The organism is Streptomyces sp. NPDC020681, assembly GCF_044334895.1.
Lineage (GTDB): Bacteria > Actinomycetota > Actinomycetes > Streptomycetales > Streptomycetaceae > Streptomyces.
This window is the reverse complement of sequence record NZ_JBIRTX010000007.1, coordinates 65,023-82,615: the sequence shown is the minus strand read 5'-3', so window position 1 is coordinate 82,615 and position 17,593 is coordinate 65,023. Positions and strand designations below refer to the sequence as shown.

The following is a 17,593-nucleotide window of genomic DNA, read 5'->3' as shown; positions in this document are numbered from 1 at the left end:
CACTCGCGCTGAGGCGCGACGGTGCGCAGGGCGGTGAAGAGAATGGGAAAGCTCGGCTGTGCTGGTCTTTCAGCAGACCGGACAGATGGCGCTGGACATGCGGCCGAGGTCGACGTGCCGCCGACTCACCAAGGCAATTCCAGCTCGAGACATGACGGAAGCGTGTCACGGGACTTTGGACTCGGTCCAGCGCTGTCCGTATGGCGGACAAGAGTGTCCCGTATCGTGGGACGGTGCGATGTGGGTCACACACCGCGCGATACGCGCCGCGGACGGGTCAGGTGTGGGCGCCCGGCCAGGGTCCCGGGGCCGCCGGCTCCGGTTCCTGTTCCACCTTGGTGTCGAAGAGCGTGAAGCCGCGACGCAGATAGTTGTCCATGGCGTGCGGGCCGTCCTTGGAGCAGGTGTGCAGCCAGACCCGCTTCGTCGGCGTCAGACCCGGCCAGCGCTCCGCCAGGTCCCAGGCCCTGGACACCGCGTACGAGAGCAGATGACCGCCGATCCGCCGCCCGCGGAACGCCGGGACAAGACCGAAGTACACGATCTCGACCGAGCCCTCGTCCTGCGCCTGAAGCTCCGCATAGCCGGCCGGCGTGCCCTTCTCGTACGCCACCCAGGTCTCGGTCCCGGGCCTGCCGAGCAGTTCCTCCCACTGCGCGTACGACATCGTGAGCCGGTCGTTCCAGTGGATGTCACCGCCGACGGCCGTATACAGAAAGCGGCTGAACTCGGGCGAGTGCACCTCGGCGCGCACGATCTTCACGTCGTCCGAGGGCGCGGCGGCGGGGCGCTGATCGGCCGGCGAGGTCTGCTCCAGGGACCAGGTGGTGACGGTGATGCTCATGTCGGCCAGAAAACCATGCCGTCGCGATCCGGCCAAAGCGGGGTCCCGGTCGGACCGGTCCACGTCCCGGTCAGGCGGGCCGGATCACCTCGACCTCGACCTCCTCGGCGAAGCGGTACGGACGGCTCGCCAGCACCTGCGCCAGATGCCGCCGCAGCCGCGACATCTCCGCCCGCACCGTCACCGTCCGCGTCGGATCCGCGAAGAGTGCCGCCGCCAGCTCCGCCGCACTGCGCCCGTCGCGGTACAGCGCCAGTACATACAGCAGCTCGGCATGGCGCGGGCTGAGCTCCTGCACCCAGCTGCCCGCCTCGCCCGAGACCGTCACCGACGGACGGCGCGGCCTGCTCAGATCCAGCACCACACGGGACGGCGGCCGGGCCCGGCCGCTCCCGCCGCCCTGGTCGTCCACCCGCACCAGCCAGCCGCCGGGCAGCGGTTCGATCGTGCACATGCCGAGCGAGCCCAGCCAGAGCCGGCCCGCGCCGAGCGACTTCGGCAGTTGCAGCCGGCCCGTGGGCGCCATGCCGGTGACCGCGGCGGGCCAGCCGTTGGCGTCCACGGCCAGCGCCCGGCCGGTCAGCCGGCCCACCAGCGGGGCCGCCACGCTGCGCAGCCGGTCCAGCTCCTCGAAGTGCCGGTTGCGCAGCTCCGCCTCGGCGAGCCGGGTCACCGACGTGACCAGCGAGAGCGTCGCCGGATGCATGGTCGACAGCGGTCCGCTGATGTCGACGACGCCGATCAGCCTGCCGTCGCGCGGATCGGTGACCGGGGCGCCCGCGCAGGTCCAGGTGTCGTAACTGGACATGAAGTGCTCGGCGGCATGCACCTGGAGCGGCCGTCCGGAGACCAGGGGAGTGCCGATGCCGTTCGTGCCGACGAGCCGCTCGCTCCAGTCGGCGCCGAGCACGAAGCCGTTCGCGTCGCCCTTGCGCAGCACGGTGGCCTTGCCCTCGCGCCACAGCACCCGGCCGTCGGTGTCCGCGACGACCATGATGTGCTGCGCCGCTTCCGCGATCGACACCAGACCGTCCCGGAGCACGGGCAGGACCTCGCGTAACGGCGTGCTGAGCCTGCGGCGTTCGATCTCCTCCAGGGGCAGCAGACCGGCCCTGCGGTCCCGGTCGGGATCCACACCGCCGCTCAGCATCCGCTGCCACGACTCGTTGATGTCCGCTCTCGGGGCGATCCGTGACCGGCGGCCGTTGAGCGCGGCGTCCCGCACTCCTTTCAGCAGCCGAGTGGCCTCCGCGGTGTCCATGGCGGCGAGCTTGGCCATGTCGAGGGGTGTGCTCTGCACTGGGGGCCTCCTGGGGCGACGCCAGCGTCCTATTGCGGGGGGCTGTTTCAATCGTGCCCCGCGCCTGTCGGCGCGCGTGGCGATACGGCGCACAAGGCTGCAACCTCTTGCAACCCTCGCGAACGGGCGTGCGCGTGTACGAAGGTGACGGCGCGGGGTGGTGCCGTGTCGGCGCAGCACCACCCCCACAACCACGCGGTCGTCAGGGGCGTGGGCCGTCAGACGACGGCCCGCGCTCTTTCGACGATCGCCGCCAGACCCAGCGTGTGCGGCAGCGTGCCGAAGGCCGTGCCCCAGTCACCGCCGAGCCGCGAGGCGCAGAACGCGTCCGCCACCTCCGGCGGAGCCGAACGCACCAGCAACGACCCCTGAAGCACCAGTGCCATCCGCTCCACCAGCCGGCGCGCACGGGCCTCGATGCCGTTCAGGTCGGCCAGTTCGGTCAGCAGATCCTTGATCGCCGCGTCCAGCCGGTGATCCGCGCCGCGTGCCGCGCCGACCTCCTGCAGGAAGGCGTTCAGCGCCTCCGGCTCACTCCCCCTACGCCCTGCGGCGTGGGGGGACCCCCAGAGCGCCCGCAGCACATCCAGCGCCTGTACGTTGCCCGAGCCCTCCCAGATCGAGTTGAGCGGCGACTCGCGCAGCAGCCGCGGCAGCCCCGACTCCTCGACATAGCCGTTGCCGCCGAGGCACTCCAGGGACTCGGCCACCGTCGGCGTACACCGCTTGGTCACCCAGTACTTGGCCGCGGGCACCGCGAGCCGCAGAAACGCGCGCTCGTTGTCCGTGCCGGAGTCGTACGCGGCGGCGAGCCGCATCGCCAGCGTCGTCGCCGCCTCCGACTCCAGCGCCAGATCGGCCAGTACGTTGCGCATCAGCGGCTTGTCGATCAGCAGCCCGCCGAACGCGCTGCGATGGGCGCTGTGGTGGATCGCCTGCGCCACGGACTGCCGCATCAGCGCGGCCGATCCGAGCGCACAGTCCAGCCGGGTCGCCGCAACCATCTCGATGATGGTGCGCACGCCGCGGCCCTCGTCACCGACCCGGCGCGCCCACGTCCCGTCGAACTCGACCTCGCTCGACGCGTTCGAGCGGTTGCCCAGCTTGTCCTTCAGCCGCTGGATCCGGAACACGTTCCGGGTCCCGTCGTCCAGCACCCGAGGCACCAGGAAGCAGGTCAAGCCGCCCGGGGCCTGGGCGAGTACCAGGAAACCGTCACACATCGGAGCCGAACAGAACCACTTGTGACCGGTGAGCAGATACTCGCCGTCGGCGGCCAGCGGCTCGGCCCGCGTCGTGTTGGCCCGGACGTCGCTGCCGCCCTGCTTCTCCGTCATGCCCATCCCGAACAGGACACCGGGCTTCTCCCGGGCCGGCCGCAGCCCCTGCTCGTACACCATCGAGGTCAGCCGTGGCTCCCACTCGGCCGCGAGGGCCGGATCGGTGCGCAGCGCGGGCACCGAGGCATGCGTCATGGACAGCGGACAGCCGTTGCCGGCCTCGGCCTGCGTCCAGACCATGAACCCGGCCGCACGCCGCACATGCCCGGCCGGCCGGCCCCAGGCGCTGGTCAGCCCGGCGGAGACGCCCTTCCCCAGCAGCCGGTGCCAGGCCGGATGGAAGTCGACCTCGTCAATCCGGTTGCCGTACCGGTCATGCGTACGCAGTTTCGGAGGGTTCTCATTGGCCTGTACCCCCCACTCCTGGACCTGGGCCGAGCCGGCCGTCCGGCCCAGGTCCGAGAGCTCCTGCTGCGCCGCGTCGAGCAGTTCGGGTGCGACATGCCGTTCCACGGCCTCGGTCAGGACCTGGTCGGAGCCGTAGACGTCGTACCCCACCAGGGGCGGAGCCTGGTTGGTCACTGTGTGGGTGGTAGCTGCCATGCCGATACGGTAAGGAGGTGCAGGCAGCAAATGAAACACCCGAGCGGCCGCGGGGCCGACTCCACCGGGCCCGAGTCCTCTACCGCAACGTCTCCAAGCGGAAGATGGCATGGCTGCTGCTGAAAGACACGGTCAACTCGTGCATCGAGTACCGCATCCTGGGCCTCGCGGCCGAGGCGGCGTTCTTCACGCTGCTGTCGCTGCCGCCGCTGATGATGGGCATGATCGGCCTGCTCGGCTACATCGACAACTGGACGAACACCACCACGGTCGCCTCGATCGAGGAGAACATCCTCAGCGCGGTCGGCACCGTGCTGTCCGACCGGGGCGTCAACGAGATCGCCAAGCCGCTGCTGGAGGACGTCACCCACGGTGGCCGGCCGGACATCATCTCCATCGGCTTCGCCATCGCGCTCTGGTCGGGATCGCGGGCGGTCAACGTCTTCATCGACACGATCACGGTGATGTACGGCCTCGACGGCCAGCGCGGCATCGTCGCCACCCGCCTGCTCGCGTTCCTGCTCTACCTCGTGGCCCTGCTGATCGGCGCGGTGGTCCTCCCGCTGGCAGTGGTCGGCCCCGACCGGGTGGTGGAGCTGATCCCGTGGGGCACGGAAGTGGTCAGCGTTCTGTACTGGCCGGTGGTCAGCCTGCTCTCCATCGCCTTCCTGACCACGCTCTACCACGTGTCCGTGCCCGTACGCTCCCCGTGGATCGAGGATGTCCCCGGGGCGCTGGTGGCGCTCGGAATGGGGGTCTTCGGCAGCTTCCTGCTGCGCATCTACCTCACGAGCACGGTCGAGGGCCCGACGATCTACGGCTCACTCGCCGCGCCCATCGCCGTCCTGCTGTGGATCGGCCTGACGGCCTTCGCGGTCCTCGTGGGCGCGGCGGTCAATGCGGCGATCGACCGCGTCTGGCCGGCGGCGGCGACGGCGGCGGCCCGTGCGGCCAACGAAAGGCTGCGGGCGGCGCAGGCGGCGGAGGTCCTCGCGCGGGCGAAGGCGGCGCATGTCTTCGACGACGAGGACGACGACTCGGACCCGGAGGAAGGCGGCGGGGACATGCCGTCGGAGTTCCCGGAACGCTGGTCGCGCTTCCTGCCGCCGGACGATGTGAAGTCCCGGCTGCACACGGGGCGGGACAGCCACAAGTCGCCTCCGCCGAACAACCACTCGAGCCCGACCGGCGACTGAGGCTGGGGTCGCGCCACACCGGCGGCTAGCCTCGGGAGCGTGTACGAGGAACGGCCGTCGCGGCTCGACGGCGCCGTCGTCTGGACGCGGACCATGGACCCCCGCGGCGGTCCCGTCCATCCCGTGCTGCCCGACGGCTGCATGGACCTCCTCTGGGCCGACGGCCGCCTCCTTGTGGCCGGCCCGGACACGCACGCCTACAGCCCCACGGGCTCGCCCGTGACGCGGTACGCGGGGATCCGGTTCGCGCCCGGTGCCGCGCCCGGGATGCTCGGAGTGCCCGCTCACGAGCTGCGGGACCGGCGGGTCGACCTTGCCGATCTGTGGGGCGGGGCCGAGACGCGGCGGATCGCGGAGCGGATCGCGGAGGCCGCCGATCCGGTGACCGGTCTTGAGGCAGTGGCGCTGCGGCGGGCGGCGGACGCCGGGGCGCCAGATCCGCTGATGGGCGAGGTCGTACGCCGTCTGGAGGCGGGCGGCACCGTCGCCGGGGCGGCGGACGCGGTCGGCCTCGGCGCCCGGCAGTTGCACCGCCGGTCGCTGGACGCCTTCGGGTACGGGCCCAAGACATTGGCCCGGGTGCTGCGGCTGCAGCGGGCGCTGGCGTTGGTGCTGGCCGGAGTGCCGTACGCGGAGGCCGCGCTCGCCGCGGGCTGTGCCGATCAGGCGCATCTCGCCCGGGAGATGCGCGACCTGGGCGGGATCACGCTGAGCGCCTACGAGGCGTCGGCGAACAACGAGACCCCGCAGCCGTCCGGGTCCAGGACGACCGCGTAGCGCTGGCCCCACACCGCGTCCCAGGGCTTGAGGTGGCCCTGATACCCGGCCGCCGTCAGCTCGGCGTACACCGAGTCCACCTCGGCCGGGCTGTCGCACAGGAACGCGAGGCCGAGGCGTTCGCCGCCCGTCGGTGGGGTCCAGGACGGGTCGAAGGAGCGGATGGTCTCCTCGGTGTCCCAGAGCACGCGCAGACCGCTGGGAAGCGTTGCCTCCGCGTGCGGGGCGGTGTCGGCCTCGGCGGGGATGTCCAGGCCGAGCCGGCGGTAGAAGGCGAGAGAGGCGGCCATGTCGGCGGCGACGAGGCCGATTGCGTCGAGTCGTGGAGTCATGTCGCCAACGTAGGCCGCTGTCCGGCCGGTGGTCTTGAAGGAATCGGACCTGCGCGGCCGGGTTCTCGTTCGCCGTACGGGTGATGCCACGGCCAGCCAGGTGTGGTTGTACGACTCCCGGGCCGCAAGATCACTGAGTGAGACGGGGGAACCCAGCGGAAGGACTCCACCGATGACCACACTTCCCACGACCGTACGTCGCAGACGTCCGATGCGTACCGCGGCCGCTGTGTGCGCGCTGGCCGTGCTCCCGGCGACGGCAGCCCTCGGCACCTCGAACGCCTCGGCCGCCGCGCCCAAGCCCGACGCCGTGGTGACCATGGGCGACAGCTTCATCTCCGGCGAGGGCGCACGGTGGCTGGGGAATGCGGAAGGGCTCAAGAACTTCGGCGGCATCCCGCAGGCCCTGCGCGACACGACGGACCGGGTGAAGACCGACGGCATCGCGCTGGACAAGATCTACGACGCCGACTGCCGCCGCTCCGACGTCGCCGCGATCGGCGGCGGCGCCAAGAAGTACAACATCGCCTGTTCCGGCGCGGCCACCGCGCAGCTGTCGCGTGCCACCAAGGGCCGTGTGTCACAGCTCCAGCAGCTCAGGACGCTGGCCAAGGAGAACAACATCAAGGCCGTCGTCCTGTCCGTCGGCGGCAGCGATCTGAAGCTGACGGACACGATGAAGGCGTGCGCCGAGGCATGGAAGAACAACCGGTACTGCTCCACGGACGTGGCCTTCACCAGCCCGGTGACCAAGCGGATGCGGACGGTGAGCGCCAAGGTTGAGCGGGCCGTCAACGAGATCACGGAGGTCTTCAGGGCCGCGGGCTCGACCCCGCGCGTCATCGTGCAGTCCTACCCCATGCCGCTCGCCTCGGGAGCCGCGGCCACCACCGCGGCGCACGACGAGAACGGCTGGGACCGCTGGAGCGCGTACGGCTGCCCCTTCTACAACCGGGACCTGAGCTGGATCGACAGGACCCTGGGCACGGGACTCAACACCGAGCTCAAGAAGGCCGCGGACAAGACCGGCGCCGACTTCGTGGACCTCAGCCGGCTGCTCGAAGGGCACCAGGTCTGCGGCAAGGCGCGCCAGACCGGTTTCGCCTCCGACGGCAGGAGCATCTACGGACCGTCCGCCGCGAAGGCCGAGTGGGCGCGCTACCTGCCGCGCACCAAGGCCGCGCTGCCCGCCGCCGAGGCACAAGAGCTGCTGCACCCCAACTACTACGGTCAGCAGGCCCTGGGCCGCTGTCTGACTCTCGTCATGAGCAAGCTGGCCATGACCGCGGCGGGCTCGGACGCGCAGTGCCGCGCCACGGCGGGACGGTCACCGAGGGCGGTCACCGTCTCGTACACGTCCTGACGCGGGACCACCGTTGGGCGCCCGGGTCCCTGCCAGGACCCGGGCGTCACCGTTTCGTAAGACCTGCCCGGCACCCGGCCCCTGCCAGGTCAGTGGAGACTGGCGGTATGCACAGCATTCTCGTCGTCGACGACGATCCGACTGTCGCCGAAGTCGTCACCGGCTACCTGGAACGCGCGGGCTTCAGCGTTGACCGCGCCGCCGACGGGCCGCAGGCTCTCAGGCTCGCCGCCGGCCGCCGGCCCGACCTGGTCGTCCTCGATCTGATGCTGCCCGGCATGGACGGCCTCGAGGTGTGCCGCAGGCTCCGGGCCGGCGTGGCCGATTCCGTACCGGTGATCATGCTGACCGCGCGCGGCGACGAGGACGACCGGATCCTGGGTCTCGAGGTGGGCGCGGACGACTATGTCACCAAGCCGTTCAGCCCGCGCGAGCTGGTGCTGCGGGTGGAGTCCGTGCTGCGCAGGGGCGGGACGGGGGAGCGCAGAACGGGTCCCGAGCTGACGGCCGGCGGGATCGTACTGGACCCGGCAGCGCGGCGGGCCGCCAAGGACGGCCGTGAACTGAACCTGACGCTGCGGGAGTTCGACCTCCTCGCGCATCTGATGCGGCACCCGGGCGAGGCGATCGGCCGGGAGCGGCTGATGCAGGACGTGTGGGGGTGGGAGTTCGGCGACTTGTCCACCGTCACGGTCCATGTGCGCAGGCTGCGCGGCAAGATCGAGGACGATCCGGCCGCGCCGCGGCTGATCCAGACGGTGTGGGGGGTGGGCTACCGCTTCGACGCGGCGGTGCCGACCCATGACTCCCCGCCGCGAGAAGAGGTCTGATCACCGTGCGGGACATGCTCCTCATCGCGCTCTTCGCCTTCCTCGGCGCCGCCGCGGTCGGCCTGGTCGGCGCACTTGTGCTGCGTTTCCTGCGGCACAGGTCCGTCGCCGTCTCCCTCACCGTCGTCGCCGCGGTCGCCGTGACCGCCATGCTCGCCGGGACGCTCGCCGTCGCCCAGGCGATGTTCCTGAACTCGCACGACCTCCAGGTGGTCACGCTCGTCATCGCGATGGCGGCGGTCGTCTCGCTGGCCACCGCGCTGCTGCTGGGCCGCTGGGTCGTGGCGCGCAGCCGCGAACTCGCCCAGGCGGCACGCTCGTTCGGCGACGGCGGCGCGTTCGCCGCGCCCGATCGCGAGCCGACCGCCGAACTTGCCGCGCTCAGCCGCGAACTCGCCGCCACCAGTGACCGCCTCGCCGCCTCCCGCGAGCGCGAACGCGCCCTGGAGACCTCCCGGCGCGAACTCGTCGCCTGGATCTCGCACGATCTGCGCACGCCGCTCGCCGGACTGCGCGCCATGTCCGAGGCGCTGGAGGACGGCGTCGTCCAGGACCCGGAGCGTTACTTCAGACAGATCCGCACCGAGGTCGACCGGCTCAACTCCATGGTCGGCGACCTCTTCGAGCTCTCCCGCATCCACGCGGGCACCCTGGCGCTCACACCGACCCGGATGTCCGTGTACGACCTGGTCGGCGAGGCGCTCGCCGGTGCGGACCCGCTCGCCCGTGAGCACGGCGTACGACTCGTCGGCGACCGCGTGGAGGCCCTCCCGGTCGAGGTCGACGGCAAGGAGATGACCCGCGTCCTGGCGAACCTCCTCGTGAACGCGATCCGCCGGACGCCGGAGGACGGCACGGTCGCCGTCGCCGCCGAACAGCGCGACGAGTGGGTGGTCCTGTCCGTCACCGACGGCTGCGGCGGCATTCCGGAGGACGACCTGCCACGCGTCTTCGACACCGGCTGGCGCGGCACCCAGGCCCGTACGCCACCGGCGGGCGCGGGTCTCGGCCTCGCGATCGTCCGCGGCATCGTGGAGGCGCACGCGGGCCGGGCGGATGTGCGCAATGTGACGGGCGGCTGCCGGTTCGAGGTCTCGTTGCCGGCGGCGGCGGTCCCCGGCGCCTGAGTACACGTCGCATCCGCCTTGAAAACCTGGGCAGTTGGCGCGCGTGGCCGTCCCGCCCCGCGGGCAGGCACAGGTCGACGTGTACCGGCGAGACGCAGGGGGTGCGGCGGCATGGCGCGGCAGACGGAGTGGGAATTCCTCGACGACCGCGGTCGGCGGGCCAGGGCGGACCACACACCGACGAGGCTGGTCGCCTACATACAGGCGGGGGCGACGCTCTTCGATCACGGCATACGGCCGGCGGGCCTGTTCGGGTCCAACCACGACGGCGACACCGCCGATCCGGCCAAGGCCGGCGCGCTGCCGCTCGCGGACATCGCCTACCTCGGATCGGGCGCGGCCCTCGACGCGGACACGCTGCTGCGGTCGGGCCCGGACCTCGTCGTGGCCGTCGCGTACGGCACCGATCAGGTCTACGGCCTCGATCCGGAGGCTGTGAAGTACGTGGAGGAACGGGTGCCGGTGGTCGTGCTCGACGTGGGGCAGGGCCGTTCGCTCGGCGACGTACGGGACAGATTCACGGCCCTCGCCAAGTCGCTCGGCGCGGCGGCGGGATCGGGTACGGCGGAGTACGAGCGTGCCGAGCGCCGGCTGCGCTCGGTGGCCGCGTCCGCGTCCGCGGCCGGTTTACGCGTGCTCGCGATGTCGCCCGCCGCGCCGGACAGCGTCCACCTCGCCAGGCCGCACGCCTGGCCGGACCTCAGAGCGCTGACCGAACACGGCATCAGCCTCGTGGAACCGGCTCCCGGCCCCGGCCTCAACTGGTCCACGGTCGACTGGACCGCGGCGACATCACTGCGGCCGGACATCGTGCTGACGGACGTACGGGTCAACGCCCTGCCGCCCGACGGGCTCGGCGGAATCGACGCGCGTGTGGTGCCGTGGAACCCGGAGATCGCGTGCAGCCACGCCGCTCATGCGCGCTTCTTCGAAGCGGTCGCGGACGCGGTGGAGGCGGGCAAAGCGGGCTGAAACCTGAGGGCTGCGCCGTGACGCGGCGCAGCCCTGGGTTCTCAGTTCACGGCTGCCGCCGCGCGGGACGGCGTCCGCACCGTGTCCGGCGCCAGCAGCCGCTCCGCCAGGTGACCGAAGGCCAGCCCGAAGACCGTCCACAGCGTCACCTGGATCGCGAGCGTCGCCAGCCTGAACTCCCACACCACCGTGGCCGGGAAGCCCTTCGGCACCTCGTTGAACGACGGCAGGAAGGCAAACGCCAGCCCCGCCGCCACCACAAAGGCGGCGCCCGCGGCGACCGTCGCGTTCCAGTTGCCGAGCCGCGGAGCGAGCCGCTTCCCGAGGATCACCGCGGCCACCGCCAGCAGCACGCTGAGCAGGACCATCAGGAAGTACAGCGCGGTTCGTTGGCCGATCGTGTCGGGGTCGCCGACGGCCGGCGGGTTCGGCGGGTACTTGAGGTACGGCACGACGTACACGACCAGCAGCGCGCCGAGTGCGACCAGCGCCGCCGTGGCGCGCGGGCCGAACCGGCCGATGCGGCCGAGTGCGACACAGAACGCGAGTGCCGCGATGCCGCCGATCGCGACGCCGAAGACCAGCACCCCGGTGGCGAGACCGCCCGTGGACTGCATGGTGCGGCTGACGAGTTCCTCGCCGCCGTGTTCATGCGCGTGGCTCTCCTCGAAGGCGATCGCGGCGTCCACCGGCGACTCGCCGATGAAGTACGCGACGGCCATTGCGAAGACGCCCGCGATCAGGCCCGCGAGCATGCCGCGGACGAGCAGGGCTCTGACGGATATGGAGTTCACCGATACGGAGTTCATGAGCGTTCGTTCCCCCAGGGAATCTCAGTGGCAGGGGAAGCCGAGCAGATGACGTCCGTCGTGGACCCACTCGTGCACGGTCTCACCGGAGATGAGCGAGGTGGCACCCTGCTCGGCGCCGACGAAGTAGAGCAGGACGAGCATCAGGATGCCGAAGAAGACCGCCCACGGGGCGATGGCCTTCAGCGAGATGGGGGTGATGGCCGGTGCGGCGGTGGCGGGCGCAGCAATCTGTGCCATGGCAGAACCTCCTGGGGGAACACGCGTCCCGATCGTGGTGCCTGAGACGAAGGTGCTGGGTCTGACTTCCCGCAGAGGTACGGGTTCACAGTGGCGCGACCGTGCCGGATTCTCACCGGACTTCCGTCACACCGTCGTCATGTCGACGCGACCGTACCGCGTGTCGGCGTGCACCGCTACGGCGCACGGGGGCATGACCAGGTGTCTGAACACCCGTGATGTGCTTGCTCCGTAGGGTCGGGAACGGTCAGGCACGGTCGGAAAAAGGGAGAGGGACGTACACGATGACGGTACGGGTGATGTTGATCTCACCTGCGACGACGGCCGCGCTGCGGGAGGCGCGCTTCGAGGGTGACGTACCGCTCGACGCGGCGGGGCTGCGGCGGGCCGGGGCGGCCGCGAGCGCCGTACCGCGGGCCGACACGGTGCTGAGCGGTCCGTCCGCGCGCTGCCGCGAGACGGCACAGGCGCTCGGCCTGCGGGCCGAACCCGCCGAGTCCGCGGACGCGCTCGGCGACTGGGACCTGGGCCGCTGGCGCGGCAGAACTCTGGACGAGGTCAGTGCGAGTGAGCCGGAGTCGGTGGCGGCCTGGCTCTCCGACCCTTCGGCGGCCCCGCACGGCGGGGAGTCCCTGCTGGCGCTCTGCGCGCGGGTCGGGGCATGGCTGGAGTCCTTGCCGGAGACCGCCGGCCGGGTGCTCGCGGTGGTGGAGCCCGCGGTGTGCCGGGCGGCGACGGTGCGGGCGCTGGGTCTGCCGCCGGAGACGTTCTGGCGGCTGGATGTGGCTCCGCTGACGATGACGGAGCTGACCGGCCGGTTGGGGCGGTGGAATCTGCGCTGCGGGCGGGAGCTGACCGGGGACCCGGCCTGACGTGCTCCGCGGGGAGACTTGCGCCACAGGCCGTACCCGTACCGCCGACGTCGTGAATGATGTCCCCGGCATGACACGGGCTCGATTTCACTCCGACCACGGCGCGCCGCGGGCTCCGGGGAGCGTGCGGGGGGCTCGGGCCGGTGTGTTCGCCGTGGCGAGCGCGGTACTCGCCGGACTCGGCCACCATCTCGCCTCGGGCGAGCCGGTCGCCTGGCGGCTGTTGCTGATTGCGGCGGGTGTTGCCTTCCTCGGCGTGCTGCCGTGGACGTCGCGGCCGCGTTCGCTCGCCGTCGTCGTGGCCGGGACGTGTGCGGCGCAGCTCGTTCTGCACGAAGTGCTGGCGCAGGCCGGTCCTGATCTGCACGCGACGCACGCGGGCGAGCACCAAGTGCCCGTGAGCTCCACCGTGATGCTCGGCGCGCACGCGCTCGCCGCACTGGCCGTGGCGGTGCTGCTGCACCAGGCGGACGATCAACTCGCTGTGCTCCCAGAGGTGTTGAGCTGTCTGCTGGTGCGCTGGCTCGGGCCTTGGCGGACGGACTCGCGGCAACGTCCCGCGCTCACCCGCGTCGCTGCCGGGGCTCGGCCGCGCGCGGAGGTGGCACCGTACGCCGTCCTCGCGCATGTCGTGGTACGCCGCGGGCCTCCTGTTCATGGGCTGTCGCCGTCCCGCCCATGACAGATCGCCCAGAGGAGCTGACCCACCATCATGAGAAGACTTTCCGCGCTCGCCGTGGCCACCGCCGCGCTGGCCACGGTGCTCGCCGTCGCCGGACCCGCCGCCGCCCACGCCCATGTCACCGCGTCCGACGCGCGGGCCCTGGCCAAGAACGTCACGCTGACGTTCTCCTCCGAGGCCGAGTCGGAGACCGCGGGCATCGCCAAGCTCCAGGTCGTCCTGCCCGAAGGCATCGCACCGGACGCGGTGAGCCTGAAGGAGGCCCCGGCGGGCTGGAAGTTCACCCCGACCCAGGACGGCTACACCGTCGCCGGCAAGGCGCTCGCAACCGGTAAGGACGTTGAGTACAGCGTCACGGTGAAGCAGCTGCCGGACGCCAAATCGCTGGTCTTCAAGACCATCGACACATACGGCGACGGCAAGGTCTCCCGCTGGATCGAGGTCCCCGACGGCGGCACGGAACCGGAGAACCCGGCACCGGTGCTCGCCCTGAAGCCCGCGGCCCCCGGGGCGACGCTCGAACCGACCGCGTCGCCCACGCCGACCCCGACTCCCACTCCTGCGACGCCGACCCCCGCACCGTCCCAGTCCTCGACGCCCCCGCAGGCCGCCGAGAAGGACGACGACGGCGGCAACGGCGCGCTGATCGGCATCATCGCCGCGGTGGTGGTGGTGGCCGCGGCGGCCGCAGGCGTGTTCTGGTTCAAGCGCCGCCAGGGCCCCACCGCCTCCTGACCCCGGGCCGGTGCGCGCCCCCGGGCCGCACCGGCCGCCTCACCCGTGGCCGGTTGCCAGCACGGGCTCGGCGCGCGGAAAGTCCGCGACGGCCATCACCACATCCACTTCGCAGCCGTCCCGACCGCACTCGCAGGCGAACGCGAGCACGGTCGTACGGGCGTCGCCGGGTGCCCACGGCCGGGCGGCGAAGGCCGCGTACTGCGAGACGACGGCCTGGTTGGCGTATCTCAGCAGCCGGCTCCGCCCGGCCGCGGCGGTGGCTTTCGGGCCCGCCTCCAGCACGGCCGCGAAATGCTTCTCGACCTCCGCGACGGTGTCCGCCACGCTCCGGCTGCCGTCCACGTCCAGCCGAGTCCCGCCGTACGCCTGGACCTGCGCCTCGATCTCCCGCACCAGATACCGGTAGAGCTCCAACGGCCCTTGCGCCAGCCCTCGTTCGGCAAGTCTGGCCTTCTGCACTTCGTGCGTCGGCATCAGCCACACCGCGTGCGCCCCGGCTCCGGTGACCTCCGGCGTGACCGGTGTGCCCTCGGCGATCGTCAGCGGCACCGGCGGAAGCGCTCGTAGATCGTCGGCGATCATGGGACCGCGCTCGCGGTGCAGGGACATCGCGAACATCTCCGCCGCCGGTCGCGACCAGCGCTCCGCCAGGTCCATCGCCTCCCAGCGCAGCGCCGCCGGATGGCCCGCGGCGATGGCCCGGTCGCGATGCGTCCAGGTGTGCGCGTCCGCGTTGTACCAGCGCAGACCGTGCCGACGGGCGAGCAGCCGTGCGACGGTCGTCTTGCCTGCTCCCGGTGGCCCGCCGACCCACAGCACCCCGGGCAGCGGGGCACGGCTCACAACTCGTCCGCCGTCAGCGGCTGTTCCGCCCAGATGACCTTGCCGTCCGGGGTGTACCGCGTGCCCCAGCGGTCCGCGAACTGCGCCACCAGGAACAGGCCCCGGCCGCCCTCGTCCAGGGTGGCCGCCTGGCGCAGGTGGGGTGAGGTGCTGCTGTGGTCCGAGACCTCGCAGATCAGGCTGCGGTCGAGGATCAGGCGGACCCGGATCCTGCCGGTGCCGTACCGGATCGCGTTCGTGACCAGTTCGCTGAGGATCAGCTCCGTCGTGAAGGCCTCCTCCGTCAGGCCCCACTCCGCCAGCTTGCCGGTCGCCGCCGCCCGGATTTCGCCGACCGCCGACGGGTCTGGCGGCACCTCCCAGTTGGCCACCTTCGTGGCGTCGAGGGTGCGTGTACGGCCGACCAGCAGCGCGATGTCGTCGCGCGGGTTCTCCGGAAGCAGGGCCCGCAGGACCGCCTCGCAGGTCTCCTCCGGCGGACGGTCGGTGTGGTTGGACAGCGTGCGGCGAAGCAGCGCGAGGCCCTCGTCTATGTCGCGGTCCCGGTCCTCGACGAGGCCGTCCGTGTACAGCACCAGGCCGCTGTTCTCCGGCAGTTGGAGTTCGAGCGTCTCGAACGGCAGGCCGCCGAGGCCCAGCGGCGGTCCGCCCGGCACGTCCGCGAAGTCCGCCGTGCCGTCCGGGTGGAGGACCACCGGCTGGAGGTGGCCGGCGCGGGCGATCGCGCAGTGGCCCGTCGACGGGTCGTAGATCGCGTAGAGGCAGGTCGCCCCGGTGACGCCGGCCTCCGAGCCCTCGCCGCCCGAGGTCTCGTCCTGGTCGATGCGGGCGACCAACTCGTCCAGATGCCACAGCAGTTCGTCCGGCGGCAGGTCGAGCGTCGAGAAATTGTGGACCGCGGTGCGCAGCCTGCCCATGGTCGCGGCGGCGTGCAGTCCGTGGCCGACCACGTCGCCGACCACGAGCGCCACCCGCGCGCCCGGCAGCGGAATGATGTCGAACCAGTCGCCGCCGACCCCGCCGAGACCGCCGAGGCCCGCCTGGGCCGGGCGGTAGCGGTAGGCGACGTCGAGCGCGTTCTGCTCCGGCAGTACGCGCGGCAGCAGACTGCGCTGCAGGGTCACCGCCATGGTGTGCTCGCGGGTGAACCGGCGTGCGTTGTCCACGCTGACCGCCGCCCGTGCGACCAGTTCCTCGGCGAGGGAACGGTCCTCCTCCTCGAACGGCTCCGGCTGCTCGGAGCGCCAGAACATCGCCACGCCCAAAATCGCCCCGCGCGCCTTCAGCGGCACCGCGATCATCGAATGAAAGCCGGTTTCCACCAGCTTCTTGGCCCGCTCCGGCGACTGCGCCTGCCATCCCTCGAACCGGGCGAGATGCGGCTCCAGGATCGCATCGCCCCGCGCGATGCCGCCGCCGACCGGGGTGTGCGACACAAACCGGATCAAGCTGCCCAGCGGATAGAGCGCTGTGTCGTCCCGCCGTCCGCTGAAGGCCATCCGCCGCATCTCCGCGCCCGCGCCCGTCGACGTCGGCTCCTCGCCGCGCAGCACCGCCTCCACCAGGTCCACGGTGGCGTAGTCCGCGAACCGGCCCGCCCCGAACTCCGCCAGCTCCTCGCAGGTGCGCACCACGTCCAGCGTCGTGCCGATCTCCGTGCCCGCGTCGTAGAGCAGCTTCAGCCGCCCCTGCGCCACATCGGCCCGGCCGGTGAGCGCCTGCAGCTCGGTGGTGTCGCGGATGGTCGCCACGCTGCCCGGCGGCCCGCCGTCCTTGTCCGTCGACCGCTGGTTCACCGCGAGCAGCCGGTCGCCGACCAGATACACCTCGTCGCTGGCGATCCGGCCGGAGGTCAGCAGCCGGGCCGTGAGCGGGTCGAGCCCGAGGTCGGTGACCGGACGGCCCTCCACCTCCGCCGGCAGATCGAGCAGCCGCCGCGCCTCGTCGTTGGCGAGCAGCAGCCGCCCGTCGCCGCCGACGATCAGCACGCCTTCCCGCACGGCGTGCAGGACCGCGTCGTGATGCTCGTACATCCGCGTCATCTCGGTCGGCCCGAGGCCGTGGGTCTGCCGTCGCAGCCGTCTGCTGACCAGTGCCGTGCCGCCGGTGGTGAGCAGCAGCACCACCGCGCCCGCACCGAGCAGCAGCGGAAACTGGTCCTCGACATAGCCGCTTACGTGCTCGATGGTGATCCCGGCGGACACGATCCCGATCACCGTTGTGCCGTCCGTGGCGAAGACCGGTACTTGCGCCTGGACCAGCGGCCCGATGGTGCCGGTGATCTTCTCGGTGACGACCTCGCCGTTCAGCGAGGGCTCCAGGTCGCCGACGAAGTGCTTGCCGATCCGGTCGGGGAGCGGGTGTGTGTAGCGGATGCCGTCGGTGTTCAGTACGACGATGAAGTCGACCCCGGAGCGCTTGCGGGCCTCCTCGGCGTGCGGCTGGAGCACGGCGGTGGGATCGGGGCTTTTCAGCGCCTCCTCGATGCCGGGCGAATTGGCGAAGGTCTCGGCGACGGCGACCGAACGGTTGCGGGCCTCGCGCTCACTGTCCGCACGGGACTGCAGGACGAGCGCGCCCATGCCGGCGGCGACGAGCAGCACAACAATCGCCACCTGCAGGAGAAAGACCTGACCAGCGACAGTTCGCATTCTCAGAACCGAGCGCGGGCCGCCGTAGCGTCCGGCCATGTCCTATTTCTACACCTCCCGCATACGGTGGGCTATCCGCGCACCGTAGAGCGCAGAAGGCGCACGCGCGACGCATTCGGAAGAATTTTCGTCGC

18 protein-coding genes are annotated in these 17,593 nt (G+C 71.5%); 9 read left to right on the top strand and 9 right to left on the bottom strand.

Annotated elements, in window-relative coordinates; all coding sequences use genetic code 11:
* Positions 1–69: 69 nt before the first annotated feature.
* The 4 genes from ACH4YL_RS18675 to ACH4YL_RS18660 all read right to left on the bottom strand — a co-directional run bounded on the left by ACH4YL_RS18675 (position 70) and on the right by ACH4YL_RS18660 (position 4,027).
* A complete protein-coding gene (locus tag ACH4YL_RS18675) occupies positions 70–153 on the bottom strand; it encodes a putative leader peptide (RefSeq protein ID WP_351448512.1) in 84 nt (27 codons plus the stop codon).
* 124 nt (positions 154–277) lie between these two features.
* Positions 278–844 (bottom strand): GNAT family N-acetyltransferase, encoded by a 567-nt coding sequence (locus ACH4YL_RS18670; RefSeq protein WP_398508448.1) that lies wholly within the window; start codon positions 842–844, stop codon positions 278–280.
* A gap of 70 nt (positions 845–914) precedes the next feature.
* A complete protein-coding gene (locus ACH4YL_RS18665; protein WP_398508447.1) occupies positions 915–2,144 on the bottom strand; it encodes a GAF domain-containing protein in 1,230 nt (409 codons plus the stop codon).
* A 218-nt stretch (positions 2,145–2,362) separates the two neighbouring features.
* Positions 2,363–4,027: an acyl-CoA dehydrogenase family protein gene (locus ACH4YL_RS18660; RefSeq protein WP_398508446.1), complete on the bottom strand. Its 1,665-nt coding sequence runs from the start codon at positions 4,025–4,027 to the stop codon at positions 2,363–2,365.
* Between the two features lie 17 nt (positions 4,028–4,044).
* On the opposite strand from ACH4YL_RS18660, the gene ACH4YL_RS18655 reads away from it, so the two are divergent.
* Positions 4,045–5,223 (top strand): YihY/virulence factor BrkB family protein, encoded by a 1,179-nt coding sequence (locus tag ACH4YL_RS18655; RefSeq protein ID WP_398508445.1) that lies wholly within the window; start codon positions 4,045–4,047, stop codon positions 5,221–5,223.
* A 39-nt stretch (positions 5,224–5,262) separates the two neighbouring features.
* Positions 5,263–6,000 (top strand): DUF6597 domain-containing transcriptional factor, encoded by a 738-nt coding sequence (locus tag ACH4YL_RS18650; RefSeq protein ID WP_398508444.1) that lies wholly within the window; start codon positions 5,263–5,265, stop codon positions 5,998–6,000.
* On the opposite strand, the gene ACH4YL_RS18645 is transcribed toward ACH4YL_RS18650, so the two are convergent.
* On the bottom strand, positions 5,940–6,332 hold the full coding sequence (locus ACH4YL_RS18645) for a VOC family protein (protein WP_398508443.1): 393 nt from the start codon (positions 6,330–6,332) through the stop codon (positions 5,940–5,942). The genes ACH4YL_RS18650 and ACH4YL_RS18645 overlap by 61 nt on opposite strands.
* A gap of 172 nt (positions 6,333–6,504) precedes the next feature.
* Here ACH4YL_RS18645 and ACH4YL_RS18640 point away from each other — a divergent pair, with 172 nt between their 5' ends.
* From ACH4YL_RS18640 to ACH4YL_RS18625, 4 genes are all read left to right on the top strand, one after another.
* On the top strand, positions 6,505–7,695 hold the full coding sequence (locus tag ACH4YL_RS18640; RefSeq protein WP_398508442.1) for a hypothetical protein: 1,191 nt from the start codon (positions 6,505–6,507) through the stop codon (positions 7,693–7,695).
* Positions 7,696–7,811: 116 nt separating this feature from the next.
* On the top strand, positions 7,812–8,525 hold the full coding sequence (locus ACH4YL_RS18635; RefSeq protein ID WP_398508749.1) for a response regulator transcription factor: 714 nt from the start codon (positions 7,812–7,814) through the stop codon (positions 8,523–8,525).
* 5 nt (positions 8,526–8,530) lie between these two features.
* The gene (locus ACH4YL_RS18630) at positions 8,531–9,652 is read left to right on the top strand and encodes a sensor histidine kinase (RefSeq protein ID WP_398508441.1); all 1,122 of its coding nucleotides are present in this window, start codon (positions 8,531–8,533) and stop codon (positions 9,650–9,652) included.
* A 111-nt stretch (positions 9,653–9,763) separates the two neighbouring features.
* Positions 9,764–10,624, top strand: coding sequence for an ABC transporter substrate-binding protein (locus ACH4YL_RS18625; RefSeq protein ID WP_398508440.1), 861 nt, complete (start codon positions 9,764–9,766; stop codon positions 10,622–10,624).
* A 41-nt stretch (positions 10,625–10,665) separates the two neighbouring features.
* Here ACH4YL_RS18625 and ACH4YL_RS18620 read toward each other — a convergent pair whose 3' ends face one another.
* Together ACH4YL_RS18620 and ACH4YL_RS18615 are read right to left on the bottom strand one after the other, a co-directional pair.
* The gene (locus ACH4YL_RS18620) at positions 10,666–11,418 is read right to left on the bottom strand and encodes a CbtA family protein (protein WP_398508748.1); all 753 of its coding nucleotides are present in this window, start codon (positions 11,416–11,418) and stop codon (positions 10,666–10,668) included.
* Positions 11,419–11,457: 39 nt separating this feature from the next.
* Complete coding sequence (locus ACH4YL_RS18615; protein WP_398508439.1) at positions 11,458–11,673, bottom strand: CbtB-domain containing protein; 216 nt, start codon at positions 11,671–11,673, stop codon at positions 11,458–11,460.
* 284 nt (positions 11,674–11,957) lie between these two features.
* Here ACH4YL_RS18615 and ACH4YL_RS18610 point away from each other — a divergent pair, with 284 nt between their 5' ends.
* The 3 genes from ACH4YL_RS18610 (at position 11,958) to ACH4YL_RS18600 (ending at position 13,962) form a co-directional block, all read left to right on the top strand.
* Positions 11,958–12,545 (top strand): histidine phosphatase family protein, encoded by a 588-nt coding sequence (locus ACH4YL_RS18610; RefSeq protein ID WP_398508438.1) that lies wholly within the window; start codon positions 11,958–11,960, stop codon positions 12,543–12,545.
* Between the two features lie 154 nt (positions 12,546–12,699).
* Positions 12,700–13,227, top strand: a complete 528-nt coding sequence (locus tag ACH4YL_RS18605) for a hypothetical protein (RefSeq protein WP_398508437.1) — start codon at positions 12,700–12,702, stop codon at positions 13,225–13,227.
* A 30-nt stretch (positions 13,228–13,257) separates the two neighbouring features.
* Positions 13,258–13,962, top strand: a complete 705-nt coding sequence (locus ACH4YL_RS18600; RefSeq protein ID WP_398508436.1) for a DUF1775 domain-containing protein — start codon at positions 13,258–13,260, stop codon at positions 13,960–13,962.
* A gap of 39 nt (positions 13,963–14,001) precedes the next feature.
* Here the strand turns inward: ACH4YL_RS18600 and ACH4YL_RS18595 are convergent, their stop codons facing one another.
* Entirely contained in the window at positions 14,002–14,808 is an 807-nt protein-coding gene (locus ACH4YL_RS18595) for a hypothetical protein (RefSeq protein ID WP_398508435.1), read from the bottom strand.
* The gene (locus tag ACH4YL_RS18590; protein ID WP_398508433.1) at positions 14,805–17,498 is read right to left on the bottom strand and encodes a SpoIIE family protein phosphatase; all 2,694 of its coding nucleotides are present in this window, start codon (positions 17,496–17,498) and stop codon (positions 14,805–14,807) included. Before ACH4YL_RS18590 ends, ACH4YL_RS18595 begins: the two co-directional genes overlap by 4 nt.
* Positions 17,499–17,593: the final 95 nt, after the last annotated feature.